12 protein-coding genes are annotated in these 15,262 nt (G+C 51.5%); 4 read left to right on the top strand and 8 right to left on the bottom strand.

Annotated elements, in window-relative coordinates; genetic code table 11:
• Window positions 1-84 precede the first annotated feature (84 nt).
• The 4 genes from ACFPMF_RS24390 to nhaA all read left to right on the top strand — a co-directional run bounded on the left by ACFPMF_RS24390 (window position 85) and on the right by nhaA (window position 4,841).
• Window positions 85-219 carry a hypothetical protein gene (locus ACFPMF_RS24390; RefSeq protein WP_379850047.1) on the top strand — a complete coding sequence of 45 codons (135 nt, stop codon included), beginning with the start codon at window positions 85-87 and terminating at the stop codon, window positions 217-219.
• 326 nt (window positions 220-545) lie between these two features.
• Window positions 546-959, top strand: coding sequence for a response regulator (locus ACFPMF_RS24385; protein ID WP_379850045.1), 414 nt, complete (start codon window positions 546-548; stop codon window positions 957-959).
• 299 nt (window positions 960-1,258) lie between these two features.
• Complete coding sequence (locus ACFPMF_RS24380) at window positions 1,259-3,496, top strand: PAS domain-containing protein (protein ID WP_379850043.1); 2,238 nt, start codon at window positions 1,259-1,261, stop codon at window positions 3,494-3,496.
• A 160-nt stretch (window positions 3,497-3,656) separates the two neighbouring features.
• Window positions 3,657-4,841, top strand: a complete 1,185-nt coding sequence (gene nhaA, locus ACFPMF_RS24375) for a Na+/H+ antiporter NhaA (RefSeq protein WP_379850041.1) — start codon at window positions 3,657-3,659, stop codon at window positions 4,839-4,841.
• 27 nt (window positions 4,842-4,868) lie between these two features.
• On the opposite strand, the gene arsN2 is transcribed toward nhaA, so the two are convergent.
• The 8 genes from arsN2 to ACFPMF_RS24335 all read right to left on the bottom strand — a co-directional run bounded on the left by arsN2 (window position 4,869) and on the right by ACFPMF_RS24335 (window position 15,194).
• Window positions 4,869-5,429, bottom strand: a complete 561-nt coding sequence (gene arsN2, locus ACFPMF_RS24370; RefSeq protein ID WP_379850039.1) for an arsenic resistance N-acetyltransferase ArsN2 — start codon at window positions 5,427-5,429, stop codon at window positions 4,869-4,871.
• Between the two features lie 345 nt (window positions 5,430-5,774).
• The gene (locus ACFPMF_RS24365; RefSeq protein WP_379850037.1) at window positions 5,775-6,362 is read right to left on the bottom strand and encodes a TetR/AcrR family transcriptional regulator; all 588 of its coding nucleotides are present in this window, start codon (window positions 6,360-6,362) and stop codon (window positions 5,775-5,777) included.
• Window positions 6,363-6,489: 127 nt separating this feature from the next.
• Window positions 6,490-7,347: an MBL fold metallo-hydrolase gene (locus tag ACFPMF_RS24360; protein ID WP_379850035.1), complete on the bottom strand. Its 858-nt coding sequence runs from the start codon at window positions 7,345-7,347 to the stop codon at window positions 6,490-6,492.
• 72 nt (window positions 7,348-7,419) lie between these two features.
• Window positions 7,420-8,163: an alpha/beta fold hydrolase gene (locus ACFPMF_RS24355; RefSeq protein ID WP_379850228.1), complete on the bottom strand. Its 744-nt coding sequence runs from the start codon at window positions 8,161-8,163 to the stop codon at window positions 7,420-7,422.
• Window positions 8,164-8,340: 177 nt separating this feature from the next.
• On the bottom strand, window positions 8,341-8,538 hold the full coding sequence (locus tag ACFPMF_RS24350; protein WP_379850033.1) for a hypothetical protein: 198 nt from the start codon (window positions 8,536-8,538) through the stop codon (window positions 8,341-8,343).
• A gap of 499 nt (window positions 8,539-9,037) precedes the next feature.
• The gene (locus ACFPMF_RS24345) at window positions 9,038-10,177 is read right to left on the bottom strand and encodes a sialidase family protein (RefSeq protein ID WP_379850031.1); all 1,140 of its coding nucleotides are present in this window, start codon (window positions 10,175-10,177) and stop codon (window positions 9,038-9,040) included.
• A gap of 23 nt (window positions 10,178-10,200) precedes the next feature.
• Window positions 10,201-11,781: a RagB/SusD family nutrient uptake outer membrane protein gene (locus ACFPMF_RS24340; protein WP_379850029.1), complete on the bottom strand. Its 1,581-nt coding sequence runs from the start codon at window positions 11,779-11,781 to the stop codon at window positions 10,201-10,203.
• 86 nt (window positions 11,782-11,867) lie between these two features.
• On the bottom strand, window positions 11,868-15,194 hold the full coding sequence (locus ACFPMF_RS24335) for a TonB-dependent receptor (protein ID WP_379850027.1): 3,327 nt from the start codon (window positions 15,192-15,194) through the stop codon (window positions 11,868-11,870).
• Window positions 15,195-15,262: the final 68 nt, after the last annotated feature.

Here is a 15,262-nt window from a genome sequence, read left to right as displayed (position 1 = left end):
ATTTCTGGTCCTACGAAAGGAGGTTGACTTCCGCTTTTTACAGGAAGTCCTACAAGCGAGGAACGACTTGTAAGGGAGAAATTGATGGTGCCGCGCGCAAGTGCTTATGACGTCCTGATGCGGGCAGAAGAAATTATTGCGAACGAAAAGATGATTTTCAACTGGGTCCACGAAGGGCAAACGATTCAGGAAATTACCCGGAAAGGCGGTTATTTCTGATGGATAAGCCTGGCGACGGACGCTCCAACCGCTCCGTTCGCTGGCCCGTCGGCTATGCCCTGCCGCCAAGGCTGGAAGTGTTTCTGAGCCCGTATTCAGGGAAGAAAACCGGTCGATCAGGCATCCCGGTCGGCCGCATTGGCCTGATGCGAAGGGTTGTCAGATTTAAGCCAGCAGGTTGAGACTCTTTCCGATACGCAGCGTCCGGCGTGCATCGCACTTGACTCCCGCTCTTTTAATGGCATGTTTTTTGACGGTTTTAAAGATCATCCAGGAAGGAATCCATTCAGGGTAAAGGGTTCCATCGGAGATAAATAGAGCACGTTATGAAGATTGCTGTTGTTGACGATGATCCCATTTTTCAGTTTTTGACCTGTAAACTGATCGAAAAAATAGCACCCGGCAGTCATGAACTTTTAAGTTTCAAAGACGGTCAGGATGCACTGGAGTTTATCCGGACCAACCGAACGTTTCTGGCTGTGCTTCCGGAATTAATCCTGCTGGATATTAACATGCCCATCCTGGATGGCTGGCAATTTTTAGACCGCTTTAAAATGCTGGGCGCTACAGATTATCAGCCCGTCATTTATATCGTTAGTTCCTCAATTGACCAGGCCGACATCGTCAGGTCGCAGACCTATGCTGAGCTCAACGGTTATCTGAAAAAACCGTTGTCCAGACAGCAGTTAAGCGAGCTGCTGACCACCAATGATGCCTCCCAAAAAACGGATTCATTGTAAAGTAGAGAAACCGGGCCATTGACTTATCCTGTTAACGATAAGTCAATGGCCCGGTTCTCTGTATCGTATAGCTTTTCTATTTGTCTGATTAGATGCGGCAGGGTCAGGATGCGTACGCTTCTCTGGGGCAAAACCCCGGCAGGTCTTGCTGCTTACCCGTTCAGGGTTTTCTCCGGCCGCACCACAATGCCATTGGTTGCGTTTTACGGAGGATTTTTACAACGTTGCCGATAACGAAGTATACCTGGCTACCTATTCGAAAACCGGTCGATACCAGCACCGATTAAGGCAGTTGAATTATGTTGAGCTTGAACGAGATTGCATTACTTTATAACTCAATTCCTACGCCATGTGCCATTCTAAAGCCGGATAAACCGGGCTACACGATTGCAGCGGTCAATCGTGCATTTTTATCGGCCACGAATACCCATTCTTCCGCTCTGGTTGGCCGGCGTTTCTTTGACGCTTTCCCCATCAACCAGGATGATGATGGGAGCCGGACGCTAACGATTCACCGGGCATTCGACCATGTTTTAACGGATAAAACTCCCTGCGTAATCAGGAATCACCGGTATAACTTACCCGCTGCTTCGGAAAGCGATGAGGATGTGCGTTACTGGAATATAGAAACGTATCCTTTATTGGATGAAGAAGGAACGATTCACTATATCGTCCAAAGCTCCACAGACGTAACAACCTTGTTTAAAGCCGAAAAGAAACTCACCGACAATGCCCTTAAAATGGCGCAGGAGATCAACGAACGCAAACAGATTGAACAGAAACTTCAGCTAAGCAACGAGCGGTATTATTATGTCAATAAAGCAACGGACGATGCCATTTATGATTGGGATATTGCGCTTAATTTCATCCATTGGGGGGAAGCGTTCTTTCGCTGGTTTGGATACGCCGAAGATGACCGCTTCTCGATTGAAAAATGGGCCGCACTAGTACATCCGGAGGATATTCCGGCTCTGGAGTGTAGTTTGAATACGACGTTGGATGACCCGTTAAAGAATAGCTGGACAGTTAGTTACCGGTTAAAAAGAGCGGACGGGGTCTATACTTTTGTCGAAGAAAATGGATATGTTCTTCGGGACCAGCAGGGTCGTGCAACGCGGATGATCGGGGTTCTTCGTGATATTTCCGGGCGAAAAAAAGCCCAGGCCGAACTCGAATCCCTGAAAGATACCTACAGTGACCTGTTCCAACTGAGTCCCCTGCCCATGTGGGTTTATGACCTGGATTCGTTGATGTTTCTGGACGTGAATGAGGCCGCGATGGTGCATTATGGGTATACGAAGAAGGAGTTTCTGGCCATGTCCATCCTCCAGATCCGGCCGGAGGAAGATTGGCCGATTTTGGTTGGTACCATCCGGAATGAGGTCAGGCACGGGCTGTTTCACGCATCGGAAGTACGCCACCTGAAGAAGTCAGGAGAAGTCATCCAGGTCAATATCCGCGGTAACTCCATCCGGTTTGGCGAAAAACAGGCCCGAATTGTGGTGGCTACGGATGTCACCGAGTTAAAGAAGTCCGAACAGGCGCTCAGGAACAGTGAACGACGCTTCAAGACGCTGATCCAGGAGGGGTCGGATCTTATTGCGATCATTGAGATGGACGGTTATTGTAAATACGTAAGTCCTAATATAGAACGCGTGTTAGGCATTACTCTGGAAGAGTTTATCGGATATAATGCCTTCAACTTCATTCATGAAGCCGATCGGGACGTTCTCATACAGGAATTTGAACTGCTAAATAGCAAGAAACAGCATGAGGTGGCTCCCTTCAGGTATGTTGATAAGCAGGGGAAAATACACTGGGTCGAGACGGTTATCACCGACATGCGGGATGATGAGGCCATCGGCGGCATCGTTTGCAACTCCCGGATTGTCACTGAGCGGGTAGAAAACGAATTAAAGATCAAAGAACACCTGGATCGGTATAATGCCGTATCGAAGGCAACAAGCGATTCCATCTGGGACATGGACATGGTAGCTGACCGACTTTTGTGGAATTATGGCATAAAAGCGATATTTGGATACCAGGAGACAGCGTATGATCACCAATGGTGGCATGACCGGGTTCATCCGGACGATATCGAAAGAGTTGAACAACTCATTGGCCATAATATGATTCATAAAATACCGCGATGGACCAGTGAGTATCGCTTCCGGTGTGCAGACGGCGCTTATAAATATGTGCTGGACCGTGGCTTTCTGATTTTTGATGAGCATACCGGCCAGCCCGTGCGAATGATCGGAGCCATGCAGGATATCACGGAAAAAGTAGCTTATACGAAGGCCGTTGAAGCCCATAACGTGCGACTAAGGGAAATTGCCTGGACACAGGCTCACCTGGTCCGTGCGCCCCTCGCGCGAATCTTGGGATTGATCTCGTTGCTGGACGATCCGGACAATGATGACCAGACCCGGCAAACCGCACGGTCTTATCTGCTTCAGTCGGCCACGGATCTTGACGAAATCATTAAAGAAGTGATTAACAAAAGCCATGAGGCCTTAAAAGAGAGCGTTCAATGAATGGGATGGATCGTTCACCTATAGGACCCGAGCGCCGAGTGCTAGTCAATGCGGTCGGCATCATTGAGGTGAACAGCAGGGTGGCTCCGGAGAAAAGGGGCTGGTGGATGAATAGAAGCCGTTCCGACGAGTCCGCACCTGGCCTAACAAAAAGAATAGCATGAAATCGGTTTTAAAAATATTTCGAAAATTTTCCGCGTCTGGCTCATTTGGCGGGTTGCTGCTGATGGGGAGTGTCCTGATCTCGTTGCTAGTGGCTAACTCGGCATGGGGCGCTTCATACGCGCATTTTCTCACGCAGCAAGTCGGGTTTAATGGAGCGGGTCTGGCGCTAAAGTATTCACTCCTGAACTGGATCAACGACGGACTGATGGCGGTGTTTTTCCTGATGGTCGGACTGGAAATTAAACGCGAGCTGATCGAGGGGGAATTAGCCTCCTTCAAAAAAGCAGCGTTGCCCATTCTGGCCGCGCTGGGGGGCGTGGTCGTACCTGCGACCATTTATTTTGTGATCAACCGGGGAACGCCCACGGCCGTTGGCTGGGGCATTCCCATGGCCACTGACATTGCCTTTGCGCTGGCCATTATAACACTGTTGGGCAAACGGATTCCGGCTGCGCTGAAAGTGTTTCTGGCGGCCCTGGCCATTGTGGATGATCTGTGCGCGATTCTGGTCATTGCCCTGTTTTATTCCACCGAACTGCATGTGGGTTATCTGGTCTACGCTGGGATCCTTTTTGCGTTGCTGATAGTCTTTAACCGATTGGGAATCAAACATCTGGCCTTTTACCTGATTCCGGGTCTGGTCATGTGGTACTTCGTCCATCATTCCGGCATTCATGCCACCATTGCCGGGGTATTGACCGCACTCACCCTACCCACCACGCCGGATGATACCGAATCTCCGCTGGAAAAGCTGGAGCATGCGTTATTAAAACCGGTGAATTTTGTCATCATGCCGCTGTTCGCGCTGGCGAATACGAACATCCGTTTTGAGTCGGGTATGGTAGACGGCCTGACGACAACGATGGGCCTGGGCATCCTCTTGGGGTTGCTGGTCGGCAAGCCGCTGGGAATTTCGCTCTTTTCCTGGATGGCCGTAAAAGCGGGGTTAGGTCTCCTGCCAACGGGAGCCCGGTGGCGGCACCTGATCGGCGTAGGTATCCTGGGCGGTATTGGCTTCACCATGTCGGTTTTTATTGCCCTGTTGTCCTTTCCGGATCAGGTTTTGATCTCGTCCGAAGCGAAGTTTGCGGTGCTCACGGCATCCGTTTTATCGGGCCTGATCGGCTATATTTTCTTACGGATCGTCGGCCAGGAAAAAGAGTTTAGTTCTGAATCGTAATGAAGCGATTGGTTTACAGCTATAGACTCACAGGAGTCGTTTCATCACCACGGCTGTTGACGGGCATAAATCGCTAAACTGCTGTGTCTGTTGAATGGTGGTCGGCACGTCCTGACGATTGACCGGCTGAAAACCGTGTCGCTCAAAATAGCGATCAGCGGTTGTGGTGATCAGATACACTTCTCTCAGGCCCGCTGCTTCGGCCGTCTCAAGCAATCGGCCGATCAGTTGCGCGGCTATGTGTTGACCCCGGTAGGGTGGATCAACCGCTACCGAGCGCAGCAGGCCCACCGAACCGAAGCGCTCCAGGCCAGCCACACCAATTAGCGTATCATGTTCTTTGGCAATGACAAAATCGGAGAGATCAGCCGGTAAATCATCCGTCAGCAATTGGACTTTTTGGAGCAGGGTTATAAGAGCCTGCTGCTCATCCGGACGGACGTTTTGGAGCTGGATCATCGGTCTGGAATTGATTAGCAAACCGGCCCAAAGCAGGCCGTAGCTTCGGCTTTTAACGGTGTATTGCGGAGAGGCTACCCAGGTAGGCGGGTCAAAGTGGCCCACACTTTTGGAGTAGGAATCACGCAAAGATAGAGAGGATTCTGTAACAACACGTTGTTTACGGCGCATGAATCTCCTTGTAAGTCCAGAAGCTTTATGGAAAATGGATGCAGACGCTAAACGCAAGCCGATGGACGCATAGGGCCAGGTGGCAGCACCTTAAGGACTCTTGCCCCAACTATTCAAATGACGGGCAAATAGGAAAGCGGATGTCCTGAGATGTATGCCGTCAGGGAGAAAAGACGCGAGTTGGCTACAAGTATGGAAAGTCATAGGCTCAAGTAGGGGTTTCTGACACTACCCGTTCTCGAGGCATACCTATTCCGGCGAAATGCATTCCGGGACATTGACCAGCCGTCGCATACGATTGTCTTATGTCAGTTGCTGCATCACCATTTCCTTCAGGGTTTTGTTGATGATCTTCATCTTGGCATTATGGCCGGCTACGCGGATGATCAGGATACCACCCTCAAGCATCGCAAAAGCAACGGTAGCGAATTCCTTGTAATTCCAGTCGGCTTTAAACACGCCATCCCGGATTCCCTGCTCAATGATGTCTCGGATGATTCCCTGGCTGCTATTAATAACGTCGTTAACTTTTGCCCTGATCAATTCATTGGTATCATCGGCCTCGGTTCCAAAGTTCATCATCGGACATCCGCCTACCACGGGTGAATGCTGCGAATCCAGAAAAAAATCGAAGTAAGCAAACAGCCGATCTTTGGCGTTGGTGTGGCTGTTGACGGTGTCCAGTACCTTTTCAGCCAGTAATTGCATGTTGTAATCGACTACAACGGCCGCCAGGTCTTCCTTATTCTCGAAGTGCACATATAAACTGCCTTTTGAGAGCTTCGTGGCCGCCATAATGTCGCTCATGGCCGTTGCAGCAATCCCTTTGGTATTGAAAATGGGAGCAGAACGCTCCACGATGAATTGCCGGGTTTCTTCACCTTTTGTCATAATACACCTGTTTGTTTACAAATATAACTGACTGCTTCTAGGAGCCCTTCAAAAATGGTTTAGAAGCCTCCTGACCCGAAAAATGAGCCTGTTCGCCTGCTTCCTCACTACCGGATAAGGAGCGGTTTCACTGGTCAGCCGTTTCAGATTTGATCGTGTGAACGGCTCGCCATAAGGAGCCCGGATTGACGTAATCCGGATACCGGAGCATCATCTGGTCGAACAATGCTTCGGCGGAGGCCGTTTCCCGGGAAAGCGTTTCAATGGTTTCCAGGTATTCCAGCGTCTGGTTCACGCAGCGGGGATCGTCCGGGAGGGTCGGGTTTTTATGCCCTGCGATGACCACGGCGGGTTGTAGCGACGCCAGTTGCTGCAAGGTATGTCGCCACTCGTTTCGCGTCTGCTTCGTTGTTTCGGCCAGGTAGGGATGCACGCCATTATAAATGACATCCCCGCCCACCAGCAGACCGATGGAAGGCACCCAAAGACAGGTGGTATCCGCGGTGTCTGTAGGGCCCGCATCGATCGCCCGTAGGGCGTTTCCCTCCAGATACAGCACCGGCTCGCTCATGGGTTCGGGCGTCAGTAGGTTTTCCGAGATCTGACCGGGATAGAGCTTTTGCCAGAACTGGGACGTGTGTGCGGCCGCAATGTGATGCGCGATGGCCGAGACAACTTTGGGCGTGGCCAGGAACTGAACGTCCGGGTAACGTTCCCGGATGATATCCAGTCCAAAAAAGTGGTCTCCGTGACCGTGCGTGATGTAGACGGCTTTCAGGTTGCGGTTATGGGCCGCAATCCAGTTGACCAGCATCTGATTGTGTTCGACCGTCAGGAAGGTATCGACCAGAACCGCATCCTGATCCCCGTAAATCAGCGTTGCGGTATTGGAGACCCACATCAGGTTTTCATGGCCCGCGGGCAGATCGCGGTTTAATCCGGGACGTTTCGCAAAGAGCGTGTCCCATTGGAGTGTGGTATTCATCGTTTTGAACGGTTTGTGATGGTATTGAAAAGTAGAACGGAGGGCCCGTTCTACGGGTTGGTCTAAGCTTGTTTAGGCGGCTAGCAAAAACTCGGTTGCTTCCTTGACAAAGCGTTCACCGTACTGAAACATCGCCCCGTGGCCCGAATCGGGATACAGGCTCAGCCAGGCATTGGGCAGGTAGTGAAACAGGGTATAAGAGTTGATGGTCGGCACCATGATGTCATGACTGCCGTTGACGACCCAGACCGGGTGGTTTACGGCTCGTAACTTTTCCAGGCTACCGTCCTGGGGATGGCCCCAGGCAAGGATGGCTTTTAACTGGTTCTGAATGGATTCCAGCCTGGCTTTGGGAACACGGTCGACCGTACGGGCATTCATCCGCGCCAGCACGCTGCGGCCAATCCGCTGGCTCTCTTCGGAAGGACTGTAAAAAAGAAACAGTCGGGGATCTTCGGGAGTGCGGGCACTGGCCTGTCCGAGGGCTTCGGTAATGTTCAGCAGGCCTTCACTGCCTTGCGGGCCGGTACCGGTCAGAATAAGCTTACGGACCAGTTCCGGAGCCTTTTGAACGACTACCTGGGCCGTAAAACCGCCCATGGAAAGGGCCAGAATGTCTACTTTCTGGTACCCCAGGGCTTTGATAAAGGCGATGGCGTCATCGGCCTGGGCCTCGATGGTGTCCGGGGCCACGCCTTCGCTGCCGCCGATCCCCACGTTATCGAACAGAATGACTTCGAAATGGCGGGCCAGTCCGTTGGTAATCCGGGGGTCCCAGTCATCGAGGGTAGCCGTGAAATGGTGGAAAAAAACCAGCGGAACCGCACTGGGCTTTCCGAATTTGCGCTAGGCGATTTGAGTGCCGTTTACCGTAATATAGTGGGTTGGGGCGGTGCCGTGCAGGTCAGGAGTCCGAGCAAGGGACGGCTGTTGTGAAATTGACATAGGAGTTTGATGAAATGGTTTATGAAATATGGAGAGAATAGCGGTTAATCAGGCTTCGGTCAGGATGTTGCGGTCGGCTTCCCAGGCATCGACCTTCCGGGTCCTCTGCCGTACGTTGGTAGCAAAACCGGCATTATCTCCGGTCAGAATGGCGGTCTTGACAATCTCGAAGCCAATTCCCTTCGAGGCTCCGGTGACGAACCCTGCTTTCTGCACTTTCATCATTATTTCTGCTGGGTTAACCATCGTATTCTAAATTTGTGACCGATCGGTTGTTTTTTGTCCAAAAAAAGAACGGTTGCTGACCTGGCCCAGGCATTCCGCTTCAAGAGCCGCAAAACGAACCGCTGAATAATGAGACAAATATACCTGACCGATCGGTCATATTCAAATTTTTTTTCACTTTTTTTTCTTTGCCCTGTCCAGGCGTTTGTCTTGGGCCGGTTTCCCGGGCGCAACGTCTCGTCGGATATCGGTGAATTTTCCGGTTTTCCGGACGGGGTAACCGTCTTTATCGATATCTCCGGTTGAACTTTTGGTTGGTGCCATTGAGGAATTCGGGTCGGATCAATTCCTTGGCAAAGTCTTTAACCGAGAATGGCTATGGAATTGTCCTTTCCCTTCGCAAAGGACAATTCCATAGCCATTCCTTGAATTTGCTTGGCCGAACCTATTAGGTCCGGCCAAGAACTCCTCTCGGTGCTGCTCGATATAGTCAGGATTGATGGTTTCGGTAAATGTGCGGCTACAGCTTCAGTTTTGACGGGTCCAGAACCACGTGTTTGATTGACTCCCGGTTGTAGGTGTATGTGATATGTACCAGGCCGTTGGCAGCCTGAATCACCGCCGGATAGGCGTACCCATGTCTGATCGGCTCATTTTCGAGCGTGACGAAGGGTACCCATTTCTTACCGTCCTTCGACAACGCCACGTTCAGCATATTGCGGCCTTTGGGTTCGCTGCCGTTTTTCGTGCTGTGATTATAGACCAGCAGCTGCCGGCCGTCTTTCAGCGTCACCGCGTCGGTTCCGCTGTTTGGATTGGGCAGATCGAGCGCAGTCACCGGCCCCCAGGTTTTACCGTTGTCATTCGACCAGCTTTGTGCCAGCACATCCTGCTTGGTTCGGCAAATGACCTGCAGCTTCTTGCCGCCGTGAAATAATATGCTGGGCTGGATCGCGTCGAATTCGACACCGTCATGAATCGGGCCGACTACTTCCCAGGTTTTGCCGTTGTCGCGGCTGATTTCGAAATAAACCATCCAGTCCTGAACCTTATCTTTCAGGTATTCGATACTGGTAGGGTTAAGAATGGATCCGTCGCTGAGTTGTACAGGTTTGTTCTTGATGGGGCCGAGCAAATGACCTATTTTTTTATCTTCACCAAGCTTCACTGGTTTCGACCAGGTTTTTCCATTATCCGTCGATTCCATCAGCATTCCCCACCAGGTTGTGGGGTCCGGCCCTACTTTATAAAAAAGCATTACGGTTCCGTCTTTTCGCCGGAACAACACCGGATTCCAGCAGGGGTAACGCAGGGTTTCGTTCACCACGCCGTTGGCTACCTCTTCAGGCCAGGTCCATTTCCCGTTTTCCAGCCGGGAAACCCGGATGCCCACGTCGGGGTGTTTTTCGTATGTGCCTGAGAAAAAGGCCGCAATCATTCCCGCCGGGGTTTCCACGATAGTCGATGCGTGCGTCTGGGGAGTCGGTTTGTTATCCAGCGGATAAATCAGTTCCGCTTTGAGTACCGCTCCGCTTCCGGGTGTTGCTTTCTCCGGTAATACGTATTTGCCGGTAATATCGTTAGGCTGACCGGTTTTTGACTGGGCCAGGCCGACTGTTTTAAGGGCAAGAAAAAGAAATAACAATGAGTAACGAATCATAATCAGGGAGGGATAGTGACTAATTAATAACCGGGGTTTTGAACTAACTCCTTCGTAAAGTTAGCATCAATTGCGGTTTGCGGAATGGGAAAAAATTCGTGGTAATCCTGAATGGTCGTCCGGCTGATGTCGAGCAGGTTGTATTTCCGAACCCGCTCAACGAGTTTGCCCATCCGGATCAGCGTCCGACGGCGGGGTTCTTCGGTGATCAGCTCCCGCGCCCGTTCGTCCAGAATATAATCGAGGGTGACAGTACTGCTGGCAACGGGTTTGGCTTTGGCCCTAAGCCGCACGGTGTTAATGTCTTCAGCGGCTTTCGCCGGATCACCTTTGAGCAGATACGCTTCGGCCCGCAGGAGATAGGTTTCCGCCAGCCGATAAACAATCACATCTTTACCCGTGCGGCCCGAGGCATTGTTGTTGTTCCACGGTTTTCCTTCAATTTTTCGCGGATACGGGTAAATATTCCGCATGGTATCATCCAGGGCGGTTTTGGGTTCTACCGGTTTTCTAAAGTAGCTGGATCCCGAATTGTTGTAATAAAAGGTCCGGCGTATGTTATGGCTCGAATTCCGGATGTCATTCGTCGCATTATCCTTCCAGATCGTATAGAGAAAATACGTGGAACCCCGCACCCGGCCCACGCCCCGGCCCAGGCTGTCGGAAACCACAATGGCCTTGCCTTCAGGGTCGGTAATTTTGGTCAGAAAAGGTCCCCAGTTGCGTAAGGTATGGTTTCCGCCCGACGTGCCGCCCCCGCCGGGCGTAAGGCTCTCAAACTGCCAGACATAGATGGTTTCCAGGTTGCCCGAACTCCGGTTCTGGTTGCCATCCAGAAAGAGGTCCGAAAAGACATCGCCGGGCTGATCTTTGCCGCTGCCAAACCGTTCCGTCATCAGTTTATACCGTCCGGAACTAATCAGGCTGGTGGACGTCTCAATGGCTTTGTCGTACTCTTTCAGACTGATGTAGAGTTCGGTCAGCAAATGCTGTGCGGCTCCTTTCACAATCCGACCTTCTTTCAGCGCTGCCACCTGATCGGGCAACCAGCGTGCGGCAAATTCAAGGTCGGCTTTGGCAAACTGGTATACCTGCTGCCGGGTTGCCCGCACAAAATCCGATTTGGGTGAGGCATAGATGGTGTCGACGATGGGAACGCCCCCGTACAAATTCGCCAGCAAATTGTACGTGTACCCCCGAAAAAACCGGGCTTCAGCAATGACGGCATTCTTCTGGGCATCGTTATCCCAGATTTTCTGTAACTCCGGCTTATTGGCATACGTAATTACGGTATTAGCCCGGAGAATCATTTTCGAATAGGCCCAGTCCCAAATCATCCGCGCTTCCGTACTGACCGGTGTGAGGTAGGTCTGGTAGTTCTTGAAACCAATGTGTTCAATCCCGGCATCAGAACCGATGTCGGTTCCGGAAAAATTGGTTCCAAAATACACGTTGTCGTCCATCGCCAGTTCCTCCCGCGCAGCTTCATGAAGCCCGATGAGGTAGGTGTCAAATCCATTGGGATTCACCAACACACCCACCGCACTGAGGTTTGCGATCGGTTTTTCATTCAGAATATCATCCTGGCATGACCAGAAAGTCATAAGGGTAAGAGCGATCACCGGAAACAGCGACCAACCCGGCATTTTGTACTTGTATACTGATGACATAACGATCTATTTAGCCTTGATTAGAAACCTAGATTAATACCTGCGGAAAATGTTCGGGGCATCGGAAATAGCTCCCCTACGTTTCGGCCGCCACTTTCCGGGTCCGAACCGGGCCAATGGGTAAACACATGGGCGTTCTTTACGGCCACATAGGCCCGCAGGTTGGAAACGTACAACGGTTTCAGGAGCCGGGCCGGAAAAGTATAAGACAGTGAAATATCCTGAAGCCGGACAAAGTTTCGGCTCACGTACCAGCCGTGTTTCAGTGGATTGTTGTACACCAGCGAAGGGCGGGTATTCGACCGGTTTTCTTCGGTCCAGTAGCCCGCATCCAGCTGGTTAATTCCCCGACCGGGGGCATTCGGGCTTACGGCGGTATTCAGCAGCGGAAAGTTGGATTGCCAGCCCAGCATGGAATTGACCAGAAACGAAAATGACCAGTTGCCATAACTGAAGTTATTGGTGATACCGATCCGGAATCGGGGTTGTCCACCGCTGCCAACCACTGAACGGTCGCTGGCATTGATCACGCCGTCATTATTCAAATCTTTCAGCCGGACAAAACCGGGTTGCGAACCCGACGGTATTTCATCGCCTTGCTGGTAGATACCATTAAACGTATAGTCGAAATACGACGTGATCGGATGCCCGATAAACCAGTTGTTGGCAATGTCATCATCCTCTTTGCCGTCGCCGTTCAAATCCGTCCCGTATAGGCTGATGATCCGGTTTCTGTTATTGGAAAAGGATAAATCGGTCGTCCACTGAAATTGGGCCGAATTAATGTTCGAGGTGTTGAGACTCAGCTCGACGCCCCGGTTGTTTATCTCCCCGATATTGGTCAGAATGTTGTTGTAACCCGTCATGGTGGGGATGCTCCGATTCACCAGCAAATCCGTGGTTTTACTGGTATACAATTCCAGCGTTCCGCCTACCCTCCGCTTAAACAGTTCAAAATCAATGGCAAAGTTGGTCGTATAGGTCGTTTCCCACTTCAGGTTCTGGTTGCCGATGGTCGATGGGTAAACACCGGTCGAGGTGGGTCCGCCGTTGCCGAAAACATACTGCGTAATGGCCGATAAACTCAACGACTGGTACGGATCGATGCCCTGATTCCCGACAGCGCCGTACGATAACCGGACTTTAAGCATATCGAGGAAATTGAGTTTCCGGATAAACTCCTCGTCGGAAGCAATCCAGGCCAGAGCTGCCGACGGAAAGGTTGCATACTTATGATTCACCGAAAATACCGAGCTGGCATCCCGGCGGGCTGTCAGGGTCAACAGGTATTTGTCGCGGAAACGGTAGTTCAGCCGGGCCATCGATGAAATCCCTTCCAGGGCTCTGGCCGTTGACGCTATTTCGCGGACACTCGCCAGGTTCAGGTCATTGTAACCCAGTGCATCCAGCGTTAACTGGCTGCCCCGGGCCGTCGTCGATTCCATCTCCTGATGGTTTCGTCCGTACAGAAAGGTTGCGTCGATAGCGTGGGCGGTTCCGATCCGTCGGCTGTAGGTCAGGATATTTTCAAGCACCCAATCAAACGACTTGGTGTTGATTTTCGAAGCACTGGTCGTGTTGTTGGTCAGGTATTTATCCTGTTTGAAGAACGTATAGTTTTGCCCCCAGCGAAAATTCGGTGAATAATTGACCCGGTACGATAATCCGTCGATAAACGGCACCGTCACCTCCGCAAAAAAATTACTGAACAGGTTGTCGTTCACCTCTTTGTTGTCGCTCATTTTGGCGTCATAAATCGAGTTGGACGATACCTGATCTTCGTCAACGATGTATTTTTTGGGTTGCCCATCCGGATGATACCAGGTACCCAGCGGGCTGTTGTTGTAGGCCTGCGAAATACTCGCATTGATCCCCGAAAGATCCCTGCGTACATACGTGGAGTTCAGTCCCACCGTCAGCCAGCTTGTCACCGTATTGGTTATGTTGGCCCGAAAGGAGGTCCGTTTGACATTATCGTTATAGACAATCCCTTTTTCGTTGACCATCGACGCCGACAGGTAATAGTTGGTGGCTTTGGACCGGCCCGAAATGCTCAGATCGTACGACGTGATGCCCGCCTTCTGGAACGCTTCTTCCCACGGATCGTGCGAAATACCCTTGCTGTAATTCTCGGCTTCCGTTTTGGTCAGGTACGTTAGGATTTTAGCCGGATCGGCATCCAGCCCCGACTGCTTGCGCCAGTCGAGCTTGCTCTGAACATAGCGATCCAGATTAAACAACTGCACATCCCGGTTTCGGTCAGATACACCGGCGAAGGCATTAAAACTGATGGTCGGTTTTTCGGACACTCCGCCTTTGGACGTGATCAGGATAACCCCGTTGGCCGCCCGCGAGCCGTAAATGGCTGATGCACTCGCATCTTTCAGAATATCCAGACTTTTAATGTCGTTGGGGTTGATATCCGACAGACTCCCGCCAAAAATGATTCCGTCGAGGACAATCAACGGATTATTCGAGCCACTCAGCGACCGCGGCCCGCGAATCAGCACGGTTCCTTCCTGTCCGGGCCGGCCCGTATCCAGAATCTGGACACCCGCCACCCGCCCCCGAAGGGCCTGGGTGATGTTGGTGTTGGGTAAAGTCTCGGTAACGCTCATGTTGACGCGGGAAATTGCCCCCGTTACAATCCGTTTGGATTGGGCGCCATAGCCGACAACGACCACTTCTTCCAGCGATTTTTTGTCTTCCGTCAGCTTGATTTCCAATACCGACTGACTGCCCACGGCAATTTCCTGGGGCGCATAGCCCACAAACGAAAAAACCAGCACCGGAGCTTCGTCGGGAACTGTGATGGTAAACTTCCCGTTTGCATCGGTCGTGGTGCCCCGCGTGGTGTTCTTGACGACCACACTCACCCCCGGCAGCCCTTCGCCGGTTTCGCTGGTGACTAGGCCCGAAATGTTTTTGTCAACCGGCTCGGGCGAACGGTTTTCAACCTTCGTTTGATCATCGGATTCGGAAATTCCCACCGACGGAGCGGAACTGATCACGATCTGCCGCCCTACCACCTCGTACCGGAGTTTGAGCGGTTTCACGACTTTATCGAGAACTTCCGCCAGTGATTCATTGGTCGCAATAACCGTCATTTTGCGTTCAAAGGGGATTTCCCGGGGCCGAAACGCAAATCGAATATGCGTTATGCTTTCAATTTCCTTGAACACTTTCCGCAGGCTTTGATTTTCGATCCGAACACTCACCCGCTGATTGAGCAACTCCTGGGCGTTTGCGCCGTGCGCCAGTGTTATTCCTGTATAGACCAGGGCCAGAATAACCTGCATGAGCGACAGTTTCATGAAGTGAAGGAGAATAGGGATGCTTTTTTTCATTGGCTTGAATCTAATTTATTTGGCACAATACTTTCCTGCCCCCTCGCAATACAGAGGGTAAAGACACG

The sequence above is a fragment of the Larkinella bovis genome, assembly GCF_042655385.1.
Classification (GTDB): Bacteria; Bacteroidota; Bacteroidia; order Cytophagales; family Spirosomataceae; genus Larkinella; species Larkinella bovis.
Note: the sequence above shows the minus strand (reverse complement) of the source record. Positions and strands in the feature narration are given on the sequence as shown.